Annotated in this window: 13 protein-coding genes; 1 reads left to right on the forward strand and 12 read right to left on the reverse strand. The window is 51.6% G+C overall.

The genetic code is table 11. The annotated features are described in order from the left end of the window. Nucleotides 1-93 precede the first annotated feature (93 nt). Nucleotides 94-1,464, forward strand: coding sequence for an N-acetylmuramoyl-L-alanine amidase family protein (locus tag DWX91_RS06580; protein ID WP_118538535.1), 1,371 nt, complete (start codon nucleotides 94-96; stop codon nucleotides 1,462-1,464). 113 nt (nucleotides 1,465-1,577) lie between these two features. On the opposite strand, the gene DWX91_RS06585 is transcribed toward DWX91_RS06580, so the two are convergent. The 12 genes from DWX91_RS06585 to DWX91_RS06640 form a co-directional block, all read right to left on the reverse strand. Continuing rightward, nucleotides 1,578-3,695, reverse strand: a complete 2,118-nt coding sequence (locus DWX91_RS06585) for a glutamine synthetase III (protein WP_117796044.1) — start codon at nucleotides 3,693-3,695, stop codon at nucleotides 1,578-1,580. A gap of 103 nt (nucleotides 3,696-3,798) precedes the next feature. Then, nucleotides 3,799-4,662, reverse strand: a complete 864-nt coding sequence (gene fba / locus DWX91_RS06590) for a class II fructose-1,6-bisphosphate aldolase (protein WP_022360285.1) — start codon at nucleotides 4,660-4,662, stop codon at nucleotides 3,799-3,801. Nucleotides 4,663-4,780: 118 nt separating this feature from the next. Continuing rightward, on the reverse strand, nucleotides 4,781-6,265 hold the full coding sequence (thrC, locus tag DWX91_RS06595) for a threonine synthase (protein WP_118472626.1): 1,485 nt from the start codon (nucleotides 6,263-6,265) through the stop codon (nucleotides 4,781-4,783). A 188-nt stretch (nucleotides 6,266-6,453) separates the two neighbouring features. Then, a complete protein-coding gene (locus tag DWX91_RS06600) occupies nucleotides 6,454-7,965 on the reverse strand; it encodes a tetratricopeptide repeat protein (protein ID WP_022360287.1) in 1,512 nt (503 codons plus the stop codon). 37 nt (nucleotides 7,966-8,002) lie between these two features. After that, the gene (locus DWX91_RS06605) at nucleotides 8,003-8,884 is read right to left on the reverse strand and encodes a TPM domain-containing protein (RefSeq protein ID WP_118538537.1); all 882 of its coding nucleotides are present in this window, start codon (nucleotides 8,882-8,884) and stop codon (nucleotides 8,003-8,005) included. Further along, nucleotides 8,881-9,966, reverse strand: a complete 1,086-nt coding sequence (locus tag DWX91_RS06610) for a TFIIB-type zinc ribbon-containing protein (protein ID WP_118538539.1) — start codon at nucleotides 9,964-9,966, stop codon at nucleotides 8,881-8,883. The genes DWX91_RS06605 and DWX91_RS06610 overlap by 4 nt, the downstream gene beginning before the upstream one ends. Nucleotides 9,967-9,971: 5 nt before the next feature. Next, complete coding sequence (locus DWX91_RS06615; protein WP_118481937.1) at nucleotides 9,972-11,282, reverse strand: SPFH domain-containing protein; 1,311 nt, start codon at nucleotides 11,280-11,282, stop codon at nucleotides 9,972-9,974. Nucleotides 11,283-11,337: 55 nt separating this feature from the next. Next, nucleotides 11,338-12,261 carry an ABC transporter permease gene (locus DWX91_RS06620; RefSeq protein WP_118538541.1) on the reverse strand — a complete coding sequence of 308 codons (924 nt, stop codon included), beginning with the start codon at nucleotides 12,259-12,261 and terminating at the stop codon, nucleotides 11,338-11,340. Beyond that, entirely contained in the window at nucleotides 12,239-13,201 is a 963-nt protein-coding gene (locus DWX91_RS06625; protein ID WP_118538543.1) for an ABC transporter ATP-binding protein, read from the reverse strand. Before DWX91_RS06625 ends, DWX91_RS06620 begins: the two co-directional genes overlap by 23 nt. After that, a complete protein-coding gene (locus tag DWX91_RS06630) occupies nucleotides 13,201-15,657 on the reverse strand; it encodes a hypothetical protein (RefSeq protein ID WP_118538545.1) in 2,457 nt (818 codons plus the stop codon). Before DWX91_RS06630 ends, DWX91_RS06625 begins: the two co-directional genes overlap by 1 nt. A 195-nt stretch (nucleotides 15,658-15,852) precedes the next feature. Next, nucleotides 15,853-16,992: a HAMP domain-containing sensor histidine kinase gene (locus tag DWX91_RS06635; RefSeq protein ID WP_333490916.1), complete on the reverse strand. Its 1,140-nt coding sequence runs from the start codon at nucleotides 16,990-16,992 to the stop codon at nucleotides 15,853-15,855. Beyond that, nucleotides 16,982-17,686 carry a response regulator transcription factor gene (locus tag DWX91_RS06640; protein WP_118492379.1) on the reverse strand — a complete coding sequence of 235 codons (705 nt, stop codon included), beginning with the start codon at nucleotides 17,684-17,686 and terminating at the stop codon, nucleotides 16,982-16,984. The genes DWX91_RS06635 and DWX91_RS06640 overlap by 11 nt, the downstream gene beginning before the upstream one ends. Nucleotides 17,687-17,834 lie beyond the last annotated feature (148 nt).

Here is a 17,834-nt window from a genome sequence, read left to right on the forward strand (position 1 = left end):
GGGGTCAAAATGCCTTTTGACCCCAACATCTTTGATATTAATTTCTACTGTAATCATAAATAACGATAAATCACATTGCAAGGGGGATACGCGATGCGGAAAAGATATGCAAAACTGCTTGGGCTTGCCTGCCTGATCGGTGCCATGGGGCTGCTTCCTTCTTCCCAGAGCCGTGCGGCCGGATGGCTGAAGGACGGAAACTACTGGTACTACATGACCGACGACGGTCAGAAGCATACCGGATGGGTACATATCGGAGAGAAATATTATTATATGGATGATTCGACCGGCAAGATGGTGACCGGATGGCGTCAGGATTCATCCACTTCCGCCTGGTATTATTTCAACCAGAGCGGCGAGATGATGACCAAATGGCAGAAAATCAACAACTACTGGTACTATTTTAACCAGTATGGTGTGATGCAGAAGGGCTGGCTCCAGCTTGATACGGTCTGGTATTATCTGGGTGAGGATGGACGGATGTTTACCAACTGGCAGAAGATGGACAACGGCACCTGGTATTATTTCGGCACGGACGGGGCGATGCGGACTGGATGGCAGAAGGTAAACAGCACCTGGTATTATCTCGACGAAAATGGAAAAATGCTGACCGGTTGGCAGCTTATTAAAAATGAATACTACTATCTCCATGATGGCAAGATGCTGACTGGCTGGCTCAATGACAGCAACGGAAACACCTACTACATGGACAAGACAGACGGCAATATGAGCCGCGGCTGGAAGCAGATCGACGGCACCTGGTACTATTTCAATGAGTACGGACACCGTCAGAAAGGCTGGATTAAGGTATCCGGCACCTACTATTATCTGGATGAGAACGGTAAGATGGCTTCGAACACAACCCGGACGATTGATTCGGTGAAATACACCTTTGCCAAGAGCGGTGCGTGCCAGAATCCACCGTCCAGTCTCTCCGGCATGAGCGACAGCTATTTTGACCCAAGTGCTTCACAGGGAACAGGGACTTCGTCTGGCAGTTCTTCTTCAAGCAGCACTTCGGGGCCAAGCGGAACGGCTTCGAACAATTCCAATTCAGGGACCTCCAGTTCAGGTAACACCAACAATTCGAATAGTTCCGATCCTTCGACCAGTTTTACTGCACCGGGAAGTTCCAACAGCTCCAGCTCGTCAAATGGTTCTTCGTCGGGCACAACCGTTCCGATTCCTGGAAGCGGCTACAGCAGCTCCACTTCCACGCCGGGCGGGACTTTCAGTTCGTCAGGCTCTTCGAATAACCAGACAAGCAGCAGTTCCACCAGCGATACCGGCAATGTACCAAGCCGCATCTACAGCAACGGCACGACTTACACCGCACCGACGACATCAAGCTCCAGCTCGTCAGGCTCTTCGTCAAATTCGTCCGATAAACGGATTAACGGATTTACCTCCAATCAGGGCGATACGATTCAGGAGGGACAGACGCAGGGTCCTGGACGGAAATAAACCGTATTTGCAAAATATATAAGTGTTGTTAAAAAAAGATTTTGACCAACGATTCATAGCCTATATCGATGGTCAAAATCTTTTTAATTAAAATCATACCTTCTAAAAGCTGCCTACACCTCAAACACCAAATCCCCATAACTCGGGAACGGCCATAACTCTTTATCTACCAGCATTTCCAGCTCGTCTGCCGGTTTACGGAGAGCTACCATCGCCGGGCATACCTCATGCAGATAGGCGAATGCTTTTTCTTTGTTATCCTTGATCGCAGATGCCTTTGCCAGAATATCTTTGAGTGCCGCCAATGCCACCTTCATCTCTGAGAGTTTATCAGAGGTCTCTAAAAGCAGTTCTTTCTGGACACTGACATCGGCTTCCTCACAGGCAGTCCGTACGGCTGTCAGGGAGGAAGCAAGCTGGGTCGTATATTTGACAACCGCCGGGATGATCTGCTTGCCCGCCATGTCGATCATCGTCTTTGCCTCGATGTTGACGGTCTTGGAATATGCCTCATACTCGATCTCGGCACGGGATTCCAGCTCGGTCCGGGTGTACACGCCAAATTCTTCAAAGAGCTTGATCGCTTTCTCGGTCCGGATTGCCTCGACAGAATCGATACCCGCTTTCAGGTTCGGGAGTCCACGGCGCTCTGCCTCTTTAACCCATTCCTCAGAATAACCATTTCCGCTGAAAATGATACGGCGGTGCTCTGCAAACAGACGCTTGATGATATCATGGACTGCGCTGTCAAAATCATCGCTGTTTTCCAATTCGTCCGCAGCCTCTTTAAACGCTTCTGCCACGATCGTGTTGAGCACGACGTTCGGGGATGAAACAGAATCCGAAGAACCAACCATACGGAACTCGAATTTGTTACCGGTAAACGCAAACGGTGAAGTACGGTTGCGGTCGGTTGCATCCTTGACGAAATCCGGAAGTGTCGCTACTCCCGTCTGAAGTACCTCGCCTTTCTTAGAATGTGCGGCTTCGCCCGTGCTGCACAGCTGATCGATAACATCCTCCAGCTGCTCGCCCAGGAAAATAGAGATGATCGCTGGCGGCGCCTCTGCCGCACCCAGACGATGATCGTTGCCCGGAATCGCGGTGGACTCGCGCAGCAGATCCGCGTGTCTGTCAACTGCTTTCATGATGCATGCCAGAACCAGAAGGAACTGTACATTTTCGTGCGGCGTCTCGCCCGGATTCATCATGTTGATGCCGTCGTCGCTCGTCAGGGACCAGTTGTTGTGCTTACCGGAACCATTGATTCCGTCAAATGGTTTCTCATGCAGCAGACAGGTCAGACCGTGATGTCCTGCGACACGCTTCATCGCCTCCATGACCATCTGGTTGTGATCGACTGCCAGATTGACCTGACAATAGGTTGGTGCTAATTCATGCTGTGCTGGTGCAACTTCGTTGTGCTGTGTCTTTGCACTGACGCCCAGACGCCACAGTGTCTCATTTAACTCTTTCATGAATGCACCGACTCTCGGACGGATGCTTCCAAAATAGTGATCATCCATCTCCTGTCCTTTCGGCGGCATCGCGCCAAACAGGGTACGACCGGTATAGATCAGGTCTTTTCTCTGTAAATATTTGTTCTTATCAACCAGAAAATACTCCTGCTCCGGTCCCACATACGGAATCACACGGTGGGAAGTCGTATTTCCAAACAGGCGGAGAATCCGGAGTGCCTGCTCGTTGATTGCCTGCATGGAACGCAGCAGCGGTGTCTTCTTATCCAGTGCTTCGCCGCGGTACGAACAGAATGCAGTCGGTATGTAGAGTGTCACCCCCAGCGTATCTTCCCGCAGAAATGCCGGGGAAGTACAATCCCAGGTTGTATAGCCGCGTGCCTCAAAGGTGGAACGAAGTCCGCCCGACGGAAACGAGGATGCATCCGGCTCGCCCTTAATCAGCTCTTTACCGGAAAACTCCATGATAACGCGTCCGTTGGAATCCGGTACGGAGATAAACGCATCATGTTTTTCTGCCGTAATGCCGGTCAGCGGCTGGAACCAATGGGAATAATGCGTCGCACCGCGCTCGATCGCCCAGTCTTTCATCGCGTGTGCGACAACATCTGCGATGGACGGATCCAGCTCAGCTCCGTCTTCAATGGTTTTCTTCAGTTTTTTGTAAACACTTTTCGGAAGGCGTTCCTGCATCGCCTTGTCATTAAACACATTTTTTCCGAAAATTTCCGGTACATTGATAATCTCGCTCATTCAATCCCTCACATTAATATGAAAACAGACCGGACCGCCGGTATGTATATCCGCGTTGCGAAATGTACATCCCTGCAGTCCGGTCATGAACCTTACTTATTCATCAGGCTTTTCCGATAGAACCAAACAGTTCCATCTTTGTCTTAACCGTCTCTTTGATCGCCTCAAAACCAGGTGCAAGAAGTTTACGCGGGTCAAATCCTTTGCCCTGCTGATCCTTACCAGCCTCGATATACTGGCGGGTTGCCTCTGCAAATGCCAGCTGGCACTCAGTATTTACATTAATCTTCGCTACACCTAAAGAAATGGCTTTCTTGATCATATCTTCCGGAATACCGGTACCACCGTGAAGAACCAGCGGCATATCGCCTACTTTTTCTTTTACGGCTGCCAGCGTCTCAAAGCTTAAGCCTGGCCAGTTTGCCGGATATTTGCCGTGGATATTGCCGATACCTGCTGCCAGCATATCAACTCCGAGGTCTGCAATCGCCTTGCACTCGTTCGGATCTGCACATTCGCCCATACCGATCACGCCGTCTTCCTCGCCGCCGATGGAACCAACCTCAGCCTCCAGGGAAATACCTTTCTCCGCGCAGACTTTGACTAATTCTTTGGTTTTCTCTACGTTCTCGGCGATCGGATAATGGGAGCCGTCAAACATGATGGAAGAAAATCCAGCATCGATACATTTGTAGCAGCCCTCGTAGGTGCCGTGATCCAGATGCAGCGCAACCGGAACCGTGATGTTCAGCTCTTCGATCATCGCTTTTACCATCGCAGATACTGTCTTAAAGCCAGTCATATACTTGCCTGCGCCCTCAGAAACACCTAAGATAACCGGTGAGTTCTGCTCCTGTGCCGTCAGTAAAATCGCTTTGGTCCATTCAAGATTGTTGATGTTGAACTGACCAACCGCATATTTGCCATCTCTTGCCTTCTGAAGCATTTCCTTCGCACTAACTAACATATACAAACCTCCTCGTTGTCTCTTTTTGATCTAACCAGAGTCTATTATATACCATAATTCAGTATTTGCCTAGCCTGTCAAAAAAATAACAGGCAATTATTTTAATATTTTGTAACTTTTACTGTAAAATCTCCGAAACGGTCTTCTCCATCTCCTCCGGCTTGCACTGGCGGTTGTGACGGATCTCTGCCTTGCGGATCTCCTCGATCGCCTGCGGGATCTTCACGCCGGATGCTTTCTCCATCTCGTCGATAAGCTCGAACTCGCCCTTGCCTTCTTCGCTGCCGAAGATTGCCTCCATGACGCTGCGGGAGAATTTATATGGGCTTGCCGTCGATGCGATAACTGTCTTCTTGGTATCGCCTGTCTCCTTCACATAGTTATGGTATACGCAGGATGCAACGCCGGTATGCGTATCGATCATATAACCGGTCTCATCATAGAGACGCTTGATCTCGGCTGCATTTGCCGCCTGATCAGCATAACCGCCGACAAAATCTGCCATGCGCGCACGCATCTCGTCGGTAACCGAATATTTGCCATCTTTCGAAAGCTCTTCCATGCGTTTCTTGGTCTCCTCCGCATCGCAGCCGGTGGAGAGATAAATCAGACGTTCCAGGTTGCTGGAAATCAGAATATCCATCGACGGGGAAGAGGTCAGGATGAATGGACGGTTCTTGTCATATACGCCTGTCTTAAAGAAGTCGTACAGAACTTTATTGTCATTGGACGCGCAGATCAGCTTGTCGATCGGCACACCCATCTGTTTTGCAAAATAAGCAGCTAAGATATTGCCGAAGTTTCCGGTCGGAACGGTTACATTGATCTTCTCACCGTTCTCGATCTCGCCGTTTTCAAGCAACTTTGCATACGCATATACATAGTACACAACCTGTGGTACGAGACGACCGATGTTGATGGAGTTTGCGGAAGAGAGCTGATAGCCTCTGCCTGCTAATTCTTTGGCAAATTCTTTGTCACCAAAGATTTTCTTGACACCGCTCTGTGCATCATCAAAGTTTCCGGAAATACCGACAACGCTTGTGTTCGCGCCCTTCTGGGTCAGCATCTGCAGCTCCTGCACACGGCTGACGCCGTCCTTCGGGTAAAATACGATAATTCTGGTTCCCTCAACGTCTGCAAAACCAGCCATCGCTGCTTTTCCGGTATCGCCGGAGGTTGCGGTCAGGATCACGATCGTATTCTCCGCATGGTTCTTCTTCGCCGATACGGTCATCAGATGCGGCAGGATCGAGAGCGCCATATCCTTGAAGGCAATCGTGCTTCCGTGGAACAGCTCCAGATAATATGCTCCGTCTGCTTTGACAAGCGGCGCAATCTCTTCCGTATCAAACTTACTGTCGTAAGCGCGCTCGATACAGGTTTTCAGCTCTTCCTCTGTGAAATCAGTCAGAAACTGCTTCATAACTGCATAAGCTACTTCCTGATATGTTTTATGGGATAATTCTTCCAGGCTGCAATCTAACACCGGGATATGATCCGGCATGAACAGGCCGCCGTCTGCTGCCAGTCCCTTTAAGATCGCCATCGAAGCCGTTACGTTGTTTTCACCGCCACGGGTACTGCTGTAATTGATTGCCATGATTTTCATCCTCTCTTTTTATCTTTCCCCATCGTCCCCATCTTTGCAAAGGATGCCGGAGTCAAACTTTCTGCCATGTAAGTGTTCTGTGTGGTTTTGCAGTTCTCCCGCAAAGTTACGGGACCCCCTGCTCACTTTAGTTAAAAATTCTATCATACTTTATGGCACAGCGCAAGAAAAATTCCCCCTTAATACGTGATCTTCCAGCGCCCAAACAATCCCTTCTTAAAATGGGAAAACCGCCGTGAAGCACTCTCATTTCCCATCTCGATCGCCTTCTGGTAGCACTGTGCCGCCCGCTCGAGATCTTCCGGGGATTCATTTTTCCGTTCGTAGATAAATCCAAGCTCATAGAGTGCATATCCGTCACATTCCGTCTGTGCCGCCCGCTCAAAAAGCTCCTTCGCCTTATTTTCATCGGCGGTGCAGCCTTCTCCCTTCATATAGAGATAGCCTAACTTGGATGCAGACTGCAGGCTTCCGGCTTCCTCGCACCGGTTCAGCCACTCAAATGCTTTTGCATAATCGCGGTCTACTCCCTCTTCGCCCTGGAAATACAGGCATCCAAGAATCTCCATGCACTCTGGATTTCCCTGCGAAGCGCCTTTTTCGTACCAGGAAACTGCCTGCTTCATATCAATCTCGCCGTTCAGACCATCCCGATAGATATTTCCAAGCGCCAGACTTGCCTGTCCGTCCGTCTCGATCCCAGCTGCCTCCCGCAGAAGTTTTTCTGCCCGGACAGTGTCCTGCTCATCGGACGGGCGCAGATACAGGCGGGCTAACGGAAGCGCCGCCTCTTTGATGCCTGCCGCATATGCTTTTCCATACCAGTAAAACGCTTTTTCATCATCGCGCTCCACCAGCTCATCCTGATAGAACAGATTTCCAAGTTCTTCAAAGCTCTCCGCCTCGTTCCGCGCCGCGGCTCCTTCCAGCGCCTGGACGGCCGCCTGGATATCGCGCTCTGTGCCCTGTCCGTTTAAGTACATCTGCCCCAGATACAGCATGGCGCGGGAAGACCCCTGCTTTGCCGCCGCATAGTCATATTGGAATGCAGCTTCCCAGTCTTCTTCCTGGCGGTAATGTTCCCCCATCTGGAAGAGTCCCCAGACCTCCCCGCTGGCGGCGCACTGGTTCGCCCAGCGAAGTGCCTCTTTTTCATCTTTTTCCCGGTATGTACCATTCTGGCAGCATTTTCCCATCTTAACCATCGCCGGGATAATGCCGCCGTCCGCCGCACGTTCGTACCAGAAGAGGCACTGCTCACGGGCGCTCTCAGTCTGCGGCATATAATCGGCCAGATCTTCCCACTCAACTGCCTCGCCCATCTGCCACGCGGCATAGACATCGCCCATCTCAGCGGCATCCCGCACCTGACGGTAACTTTCCTCGATGGAATAACGTGCCGACTGCTTCATCTGTTCGTCATACTGACCGGCGCGCAGCGCTCCTAACACTGCCCGGGCACTTCCCGCCGAAGCCCCCCGCAGGTAACACTCATACGCTTTTTTCTCATTGAACCCGACAGCCCCGTCCCCCCAGCTGTAACAGTGTCCTAAAAAGAACCATGCTTCCGCATCGCCCGCATACGCCGCCTCTTCCAGCCAGGTAACTCCCTGGGCGTACATCGCATCGTTACACTGTTTCCAAATCTGGTCTGCACCTTTCTCACATAAGCCTGTCATCAGGATTGTCATATATCATTCATCCGCCTTCCACACGAAATTGTATCAATTAAAACTTTCTGCCTCCGCCGCCGTGCATCCTTCCGCTGCTGCCCTGATGTATGGTCGTCCTTCCAGCCGAACCGCCCGAAGCGCCCGGACCCGGATTTTTCGGAATCCGTCTGGTCACTACCGACCGGTTTACAAACTGCTCCTCATTTTGGACAAAATGCAGCGCACTGTCCGCCCGGTATGCCATATGGAAACCCAGCGACTGGCGGTGTTCTTTCTGCATCTTATACTGGCGCATCACCGAAAAGCACGGGAGTGCCGCCACGATTGCAGCCGCAACCGCCGCAAACAGCACCTCATACCATTCCAGGGAATGTTTTTTCTCCTCGCGCACCTGCATATACTGTCCCGCCGGAACGCCCATCTCCAGATAATTTTCGATGCTGTCGATCGCCCCCAGCGCGCCTTCCGCATAGTTTCCATCCGCCACGCTGTCATATGCCGCATCCAGCACCTTCTCTACCCGCGCATCCGTCAGCACTTTCATCGCATACCCGGTGGTAGAAACGTATATCTCCCGGTTGTCCATATCGATCGAAAGCAGAATACCACTCGCATCGTCCCCGACGCCCAGTCCGTGGCTGTCGTAAAAATCATCGGCATAGCTTTCCGCCGATTCTCCCTGTGCGTCCTCGACTGTCAGTACCGCCAGATCGGCATCCTGTGAATCACGCACCTCATCGATCCGTGTCTCCAGCTCCTGCACTTCTTCCGCGCTGAACAGTCCCGCCTCGTCGAAGACGCGCGTGCCTTCCGCCGCCCATATAGGGCTGACCTGTGAAAATGAAATAAATGCTGCAACGGAGAAGCATATAAAACCTTTCAGCCGTCCATATTTCTTCTTTTTCTGTGTGACTCCCGCATTTTGATTCTCTATCATATCAGGTATCCTCCCAGCAGCAAAAGTACAAACACAGGAATGAAAATCGTCAAAAACAGGCGCACCAGTTTTTTCGAATCAACCGGCAGGACGCCGCAGACCTTTCCATTTTCCCCATTCATCGCAAAATAGTACATCTGCCCGTTCTTCGGATCCGGGTAGGTCATCATCCACACCGGAAGCATGGCATAGTTCCATTTTTCCCCCGTGATGGTCTCCCGGTGGTTCCGGATATCCACATGATCGTAGCCAGAGACGCTATTTTGCAGGGATTCTCTCGTATACTGCTTGATCTCCTGCTCAATCTCCTGTGCAAATTCTTCCTTTTCCCGGTCGCGCCGCTCCGCCCTAAATCCCAGAAAATAGCCTGCCTGAAACGGGCGCAGCTTCTTCATATCAAACGGAAGCACGGTCTCGGCAAGGCTGCGGTCCGCCTGCTTTAACGCGTTGCGCGCCACATCCTTGATGGGAAGCTCCGCCTTTTTCTCCAGATGGTAACGGCTCGTCTCGATATACTCGATCTCCCCCGCCACCGTCACGCGTTTCCGCAGCGCCTCCGCCTGCATCTCACCGGATACCTGGCAGCTATACATCCAATATGGATAATAAATTCCTTCCAGATACTCCATCTGACGCGGCGAGTAGAAATCATCCGGCACATACTTTTTCTTCTGAATCCAGTTTTTAAAGATTTCTTTTGCCTTTTTCTTGTCGATCTCAAACGGAATCAGACCGTCCGGGCGGTATTTACCGTCCAGACTTCCCGAAAGAACCACCGGATTGTGACAGTAACAGCAGTACGTGGATGCTGTCGTCTCCTGTGCCACAATCTCCGCGCCGCAGCTCGGGCAGGTATAGAGAACCATCTTAGACTCCGCCTGCTTCTGGCTCTCTATCTTTTCCGCTTCCGGCATTCCACCCGGCTTCGAAGCTTCCTCTGACTTTCTGGCTACCTCTTCCATCTCTTTCAACGTCTCTTCCGTAAACGCTGAGAGGCAGTATTCACATTTAAATTTCTGCGTCTTCGGATCAAACACCAGTCCGCCGCCGCAGTTTGGACACTTATATGATTGTATCTCCATACGCCCTATGACCTCGGTTTTCCGCATTCGGAACAAAACTTACCTGTATTGACCGTTCCGCAGCTGCAGGTCCACGGACCGGCTGGTCTTGGCTTGCCGCACTCGGAGCAGAACTTTCCGTGGTTGACATTGCCGCACTCACAAGTCCAGGATTCTGCCGGAGCTGCCGCACTGCCCTGCGGCGCTGCGTTCTGTCCTGCCGGTTGTGCATAGCCGCCCTGTGGTGCTCCCGGCTGCTGTGCATAACCACCCTGCGGCGCTCCATTCGCCTGCCCCGGCGCATAGCCGCCCTGCGGTGCCGCATATCCCTGCCGCGCCGCCTGCTGCATCTGCATCTGCTGCAGGTTGGACGCCGATGCGGCGCCCATAAATCCGCCGCCGAAGTTCATGCCGGCGCCCATTCCCATGAAGCCTGCCATCGCACCGCTTCCGTTGGAACCGGCTGCCTCAAAGCCGCGTGCCATCGCGCCCTGCACATACCCCTCGCGCACCGACGGGTCGCCGAGCATCGCGCCCTGATTCCGCATATTGATGAGTTTCTGCGATTCTTCATCATAGGAAATGCTGGCGATACCGACTGACTGGATCTCCATGCCACGCAGACGGTTCCACTCCTCATCCAGCGTCTCCGCCATATAGCGTCCCAGTTCCCTGCCTTTGGAGGCTACAAAGGAAATCCGCACGCCATCCGCCGACATCTGGTTGATCGAGGTCTGCAGCGCTTCCAGAAACTCCGCTAAATACTGCTCATTGATGGAATCAATCTCCACCTGATCCTGATTTTTCGGAATAGCCTCCGCATAAAATTTCAGTGGATCCGTAATCTTGATGGAGTAAGTTCCATGTGCGCGCAGAAACAGCTCGGAATTATAGAATAAATCAAAATAGTTGATCGGCGTCCGTGTACCGAACTTGATTCCCTTGATCTCCTGGAGATTTATATAGTAGACCTTCTGTGCATACGGCGTCTGTCCGCCATAACGCACACGGTTGAAGGATTCTTTCAGTGCATCGCCGAACTGTCCGTTAAACAGAGACGGCAGGGATGAATTCTGCACTGTATAATAACCCTCTTCCGCTGTATAATCAACGACCTTACCGCCGTCCACCAGCATCATAAACTGATTCGGGTACACATGGATCACAGAACCATTGGACACCGTTTCCGGTGTTCTCTTCCGGTTCTCCCCGCGGCGTGTCTGCACACCCGCTGAAAATACGGTCTGTTCCCCCATATTTTCCGGTTCAATCACTTCCAGCCACTGATCTGCCAGCCCGCCGCCGACCGCGTGTGCCGCTGCTCTGATAATTCCCATACTCACTGCCTCCTTCTCCAAATTCATAGTTTCTCTGTTTTTCTGCTTTTTCTATCTATCGGTTATCATTTCCTTTATTTTTCCCATGCCGATTCCATTTTCCCGGCGTGATCGCCCAGACTGCTGCCGCGATCAGCACCATCGCCAGCATACACTGCAAAATCAGGCTGCACGCCGTCCAGTGTGCTGTGATCGCATTGTCTGGAAATACGCCAAACAGTGGCTCGAACCATTTTCTCATGTCGCCGCTTCCCGCCTGTCCGTTAATTACATTATAAAACGAGACAGCCGGATTGAAAAGAAAGAGATAGCGTAAAATGCCAGAACTTGCCATTTCCGATGCATTGAGATTAGATGCATACGAATTTGCCGCCCGGAGCGCCATCCGGTATGCAAACAGATTGACTGCCATCGTTCCCGCCGTCAGCGCCACCACCGTCACATAGGAGCAGACGGTCGATACCGTCGAGCGGCGCAGCACCGATGAATAAAAGATCCCGATACTACCCGTTAAAATTGCCACAACGCCGTGGCACAGGAACAGCATCCCGATGTCCTGCAGCGTAACGCCCCCGTAGACAAATACGAGCGCCTGTACCGGAAGCGCCGAGACCGCCAGCACCAGCATCGTCACCAGCGAGGACGCCAGTTTTCCAAGCACCATGTCACGCGGCTCCATCGTGGTCGTCAGCATCAGTTCCAGCGTCTGGCGTTCCCGCTCGCCGCTGATACTGCTGGCAGTCAGCGCCGGCATGATAAAAAGCAGCATAATAAATTCGATCGAGGAGACGAACGTGTAGAGATCCAGAAACTGCGAATACTGGATCTCCGCCGTCGTCCTGACCTGTTCCGCCACCGAATACATATTAAACAGCGCCACCGCCGCCAGAATACTGTTAAAAACAAACAGAATCGCCATCATGCGGATGCTGCGGCTTCCGACTGTCATTTCCCTCCTAAATACCGGATTCCATCTCATGTTTCAGCACCGCCCTCTCTTCTTCATGTCCTGTGATCTGCATAAACAGTGATTCCAGGCTTCCCTTCTCGCGCATAAAGCTGCTGACCATCACATCCGCATCGATAAGCTGCTGCAAAAGCAGCGCCTCATCCTGCCGATCCCCCAAAAAGCCCAGCTTGATCTCATCCCCCTGCACCGCGATCGTCTGCACGCAAGGATGGCTTTTCAGGATCGCAAGTGCCTTTTCTTTCTGGCTGAAAATCGAAATCAGAAGCGGATTGGACGAGTTGATCCGCGCAAAAATCTGATCCATGCTGCCCTGCAGGATCGTTCTTCCCTGCTCAATGATGCCGATCGAGGTACAAAGCTCTGACAATTCCGATAAAATATGGGAGCTGACGAGCAGCGTTTTTCCCTGATCGCGCAGTTCTTTCAGAATCGCCGTATACTCCACCCGGGTGCGCGGATCCAGCCCGGAAGCCGGTTCATCCAGGATCAGAAGATCCGGATCGTGGATGAGCGCCCGCGCCAGACAGAGGCTCTGCTTCATACCTCTCGAAAGCCCGTCCACGAAAAAGTCCTCTTTATCTTCCAGCCGCACCTGTTCCAGAAGCGTATGGCAGCGCGTCCGCGCCTGCAGCCCCGTAATTCCGTAGCAGGATGCAAAAAATTCCATATATTCCGATACTTTCAGGTTATCATATACTCCGAAGAAATCCGGCACATAGCCGATCCGCCGCCGGAGTTCTTTTCCGTCTGAGTAAACATCCAGTCCGCCGATCTCCACCTCGCCCTCATCGGGAACGAGAAGTCCCGCAAGAATCTTGAGCGTCGTCGTCTTGCCTGCCCCATTGGGACCCACGAATCCAAAGAGTTCCCCGTCCGCGACCTCCAGATTCAGCCCATCCAGCGCTTGAAAATTGCCATATCGTTTTCTGAGGTTTTTAATCGTCAGCATCACTCTCTCCTCCCTACGACATAGATTCTTGGAAGCTGGCTTTCCCAGCCATACTCTCCCGTCTGTTCCGGCACATATTTGACGGTCAATGTGTTCGACGGAGACAGGTACGGCGAAAGCTCCTTTGCCGAATACTCTGATTTCAGCTCAATCCGGTCATTGCGCCCGGTCTCATAGTTATAGAAATACATGCTTCCGGAGAAGGATGACATATACGGATAGAGCGGATTTTCCGAAAATCGCGGTGACAGAGTCTCAAACGTAAGCTTTTCAATGACAAGGTCACTTCCCAGCGAATATTCGACCGTCGCAGCCTCCGCTGTTTCCCCGCTATACATTGTGTTGTACGCCGCCTCATAATTTCCGGCAAGCACCGTTGGATCTTCCTCAAGCGCCGAACGGTAAAGTTTTCCGTCTTTTTCACGGTTCAGCGGGATTGACTCGGTCACCATGCAAAATCCTTCCCGAAGTGTCCTCGTATCCGCCAGAAAATCTTCCTCTCCCTGGAGCTTCCGGGTTGAAAATGCCACCAGGCACGCCTCAGACGGATTGCGCCCCGCGCCGGAATCCAGATAAAAGCTCAAAAGTCTCGTCCGCTCCTGCGCCTTTAAATAGTCCGGATCCTCAATCTCCGCTTTCTCATACTGATCCGCTCCGGTCACCATCTGTGCTGCCGCATACGAATAGCTGACCGGATAATCGCAGCTCTCCTTTCCATCCAGAGAAACCGTCTGCCCAGGCTCTAATCTTCCCAGCAGCACCGCTTTCCCATTGATGAGCAGAGCCGCATTCTCCAGCGGTTCCTCAAAACAGTTTTTTACCGTTCCCGACACCACGCCGTCAAAATAGGAAATATTTCCCTGAACGCCCATCGCGTCCGTTTTCTCCAGCTCACGACGCAGGGTAAACAGATTCGGTGAAAATGCGACCGTATCCCGCATTTTAATTTCGACCCGTTCCGGCTGATAAACAAAATTTGTATGATACTCTTCCTCACCGGTAAAGCGCACCGCCGAAACCGCATCGTAATAGTAACTGCGCGTCATCGGGCGCACCTCATAGCCCGGCTTTAAGCTCACCGAATACGGCTTGTTATAAGGGCTTCGGATGTTCATATAAGTGGCTTCTTCCGCCTCTTCTCCCGAGGTATCCAGAATCGACGCATACGTCACAAACGGCTCCCGGAAGCGTGTCTTTACGCCCAGCGCATAAATAATGCCGGTAAACAAAAACGCCCCCAGTGTCACCGCCGGCAGATAATACCGGTAAATCCCTCGCTTTTTTAAGTAGAAATAGATGCCCGGACCGATCAAAAGCAGATAGACCACCACGATCACCGTATATGCCGCAACCTTCGGAAGCCGCCCCGCATTGCCGGTGTTGACCAGCCCCTGTACGCTGAAATACGAGCCCGAATAACCGTAATAATCCTCCTGTGCCAGCTCGTCCACGGTATCACTTCCCAGCACCAGCGTATACAGCTTTTCAAATGAGGATGGATTGGTCAGACACAAATCGCTGATCGCATCCATCGAAAAGGCAGCTGCCACGATCCGCCCCTGTTTGCAGTTCGTATGGGATAACAGCGGGAACACTTCCCCCGCCAGCAGAGTGCTGCCGTTCTTCAGGTTCACATCGACGCATTCTGCCTGGATCTCCCCCGTCTGCTCGCCCGGTGCCGTCTCCCCGCCCAGACTGACCGGAACGGTTACCGCATCCAGATACGGCGGCTCCAGCACCTTCTCTGCAAACCTGCCATAATTTCTCGCACAATCCACACCGCCGCCAAAGAGGATCGTACCGCCGTCTTCCACCCAGCGCCGCAGCGCCTCATACTGGACATCGCTGAGCGAATCCAGGTCAAATCCAGACACAATTACCAGATCCAGCGGATCGTAACCCAGCCGGTCATCCGGTGCCTGCTCGGCATCCAGAAAAACCGCCCGCGTCCGAAGCGTCCCATATCGGATGCCCGCGCCGTCTAAATAAGAAAGTGCCTCCGGCGTATCCGTCAAAATTCCGATATAACTCTCCGCAACGTCCTCCTCAGAACCAAGTTTCAGACGTTTCCGGATGACCGTTTCCCCGTTTACATCCTGTACCGATACAAACATCTGATCCGCCCGCACACCCAGCGGGATATAATATTCTTGTTCAAACTTCTCCCCCGCTGCCAATGATAACGGATAGGAATACTGGTACGCCTCCAGACTGGACTGCGCGGTCAGAAACTCCAGCGTTCCCTCAAACGGCGCTGTATCATTATTCAGAAGGACCGTTACCCGAAGGTAACGGTCACTCTTTGCCGTATTGTCAAATCCATAGGAAACATCCATCGACAGCGGCGCATCTGCTTCCTTCTGTGAGGCATATGCGTACCCTGCAGGAAGGCAGAATAGTGCCATCCATCCGATCAATATCGCAAAAAAGAACTGTATTCCCCTCTTTTTCTGCATCCTTTCTCTCCCTATCTGTAACTGTTCACGCATACGTGCCCAGTAACGGAATTTGCCGTGGCTTCGCATTAAATACGGCAAATTCCTGCTGCCACCATGTTTTCTTACGGCACTTTCGGTTCCAAAAGTGCCTACCTATGAACAGTAACCAAAAATCCATTAAAATGTCTATTAGATTCTTTCCCACACTCGCCTTTACGGCATCTGGAAATTTTCCCTGTTGATGTCAAAATTCGTCCGCAGGCGCACCGTAAACACCGTTCCATTCAGATCGCTCGTCACCTGAATCGTGCCGCCGTGCATATCGACGATATTTTTGGCGATCGCCAGACCTAACCCTGTGCCGCCCGTGTTGGTCGATCGCGACTGTTCCACGCGGTAGAATTTATTAAATAAAAGAGGCAGCTCGTCCGCCGGAATCACGTAACCGTAGTTCGTCACCGAGACAGTCACGACCTCTTCCTCCGCATGAATCTGCACCAGCACCCGTTTTCCGTCTGCACCGTATTTGATCGCGTTATTGATCAGGTTGTCAAAGAGGCGCGCCAGAAGATTTCCGTCTGCCGTGATAACCTTGCCCGGGACATTGCTCTGCAGCTCGTAGGAGAGGTTTTTGTCCTTGAAGCTCGGATAAAATTCCTCCAACAGCTGGCTGAGCAGTTTGACGATGTCCACCTTCGACACGTGCATTGCCACTTTTCCATAATTCATTTTGGTAAAACCAAACAAATCTTCGATCAGTTTTTCCAGACGTTTCGATTTTGCATAGGCAATATCAATATATTTTTTCTGCATTTCTGCAGGAATCTCCACCTTGCCGGACAGAAGTTCAAGATAGCCGATGATCGAGGTCAGCGGTGTCCGCAGATCGTGTGCCACATTGGTAATCAGCTCGTTCTTCGTGCGCTCCGCCTCGCGCTCCTTGTCCATCAGATTCCGGATATCCCCGACCATCTTATTTAAATTAACCGCCATCGCCGTAAACTCGTCATCGCCCCGCACCTCGATCGTCGTATTCAAATCGCCCTCGGAAATATTCTGAATCGCGGACGAGATCCGGCTGATATAGCGCATGGACCGCTCCTGGAGGGCAAAAAAAGTGACTGAGAAGATCGCGATGCCCGACAGAAGATAGACAAATGCCATCAGTGTCTCTGTCTCCGTCAGGCGCAGGAAAAAAGAATCCCGGTACCGCGTCTCCCGCAGATAGCTGCTGATCATCGAAACATTGGCAATCAGAAACACCTCCACCAGGCATGCCACCACGGTGCTGTAAACGATGTTCATGACCATCCGTGTCCGGAATCGGCGACTCATATCTTTTTTATTTTTCAATTTTGTATCCTACCCCCCAGACCGTTGTAATGATCTTGTTCTGTCGGGTGTCCTCCTTCATCTTGCCGCGAAGCCGTCTGATATGTACCATAACCGTGTTATTTGCCTCGTAGACTTTCTCATTCCACACCTTCTCAAAGATTTCATCGGTGCTGAAGACCCGCCCCGGATTGGATGCCAGCAGATACAGAATGTCAAATTCGATCGGCGTCAGCTTGATCTCCTCGCCGTACACCATCACTTTATGATTATCTTTGTTGATCGTGAGTCCTTTGATCGAGATCTCATTTTTAACCTGATTTCCTGCACCGCTCTGCGGATTTAACTGCGTATAGCGGCGAAGCTGTGATTTGACGCGCGCCGTCAGCTCCAGCGGGTTAAATGGTTTCGTCACGTAATCATCCGCGCCGGTTCCCAGTCCCAGAATCTTATCCAGATCCGCTGAGCGCGCGCTCAGCATGATGATCGGGATATTGTTCGTCTCCCGGATCTTGCGGCACATCTCCAGACCATCCATCCCCGGCATCATGATATCGAGAAGCACCAGATGAATCGTCTCCTTCTCCAGAATCTCCAATCCCTCTAACGCATTGGATGCTTTATATACTTTATAACCATCACTGACCAGATAAATCTCCACCAGATCGGCAATCTCTTTCTCATCATCCACCACCAGAACGTGTATTTCAGACATAAAAAAACCTCCCTCATATGTAATGCAGGTTCCCGGTATCTCTATGCGAAACACCAGACGAATATACCTGTTTCCAGTTTACCATATGGGGAGGATTTATGCTTTAAAAATTTATTACATTTTTGGAGAATTTTGCCTATCTGCGAAC

Source organism: Clostridium sp. AF22-10 (assembly GCF_003478725.1).
In the GTDB taxonomy this organism is placed as follows: Bacteria; Bacillota; Clostridia; order Lachnospirales; family Lachnospiraceae; genus Otoolea; species Otoolea fessa.

Bases quoted from the DNA above. Each gene is read 5' to 3' on its own strand.
- DWX91_RS06580 (WP_118538535.1), top strand. From the start codon at position 94: ATGCGGAAAAGATATGCAAAACTGCTTGGGCTTGCCTGCCTGATCGGT.
- DWX91_RS06585 (WP_117796044.1), bottom strand. From the start codon at position 3,695: ATGAGCGAGATTATCAATGTACCGGAAATTTTCGGAAAAAATGTGTTT.
- fba (WP_022360285.1), bottom strand. From the start codon at position 4,662: ATGTTAGTTAGTGCGAAGGAAATGCTTCAGAAGGCAAGAGATGGCAAA.
- thrC (WP_118472626.1), bottom strand. From the start codon at position 6,265: ATGGCAATCAATTACAGCAGTACCCGTGGCGGTGAAAACAACGTAACG.
- DWX91_RS06600 (WP_022360287.1), bottom strand. From the start codon at position 7,965: ATGACAATCCTGATGACAGGCTTATGTGAGAAAGGTGCAGACCAGATT.
- DWX91_RS06605 (WP_118538537.1), bottom strand. From the start codon at position 8,884: ATGATAGAGAATCAAAATGCGGGAGTCACACAGAAAAAGAAGAAATAT.
- DWX91_RS06610 (WP_118538539.1), bottom strand. From the start codon at position 9,966: ATGGAGATACAATCATATAAGTGTCCAAACTGCGGCGGCGGACTGGTG.
- DWX91_RS06615 (WP_118481937.1), bottom strand. From the start codon at position 11,282: ATGGGAATTATCAGAGCAGCGGCACACGCGGTCGGCGGCGGGCTGGCA.
- DWX91_RS06620 (WP_118538541.1), bottom strand. From the start codon at position 12,261: ATGAGATGGAATCCGGTATTTAGGAGGGAAATGACAGTCGGAAGCCGC.
- DWX91_RS06625 (WP_118538543.1), bottom strand. From the start codon at position 13,201: ATGCTGACGATTAAAAACCTCAGAAAACGATATGGCAATTTTCAAGCG.
- DWX91_RS06630 (WP_118538545.1), bottom strand. From the start codon at position 15,657: ATGCAGAAAAAGAGGGGAATACAGTTCTTTTTTGCGATATTGATCGGA.
- DWX91_RS06640 (WP_118492379.1), bottom strand. From the start codon at position 17,686: ATGTCTGAAATACACGTTCTGGTGGTGGATGATGAGAAAGAGATTGCC.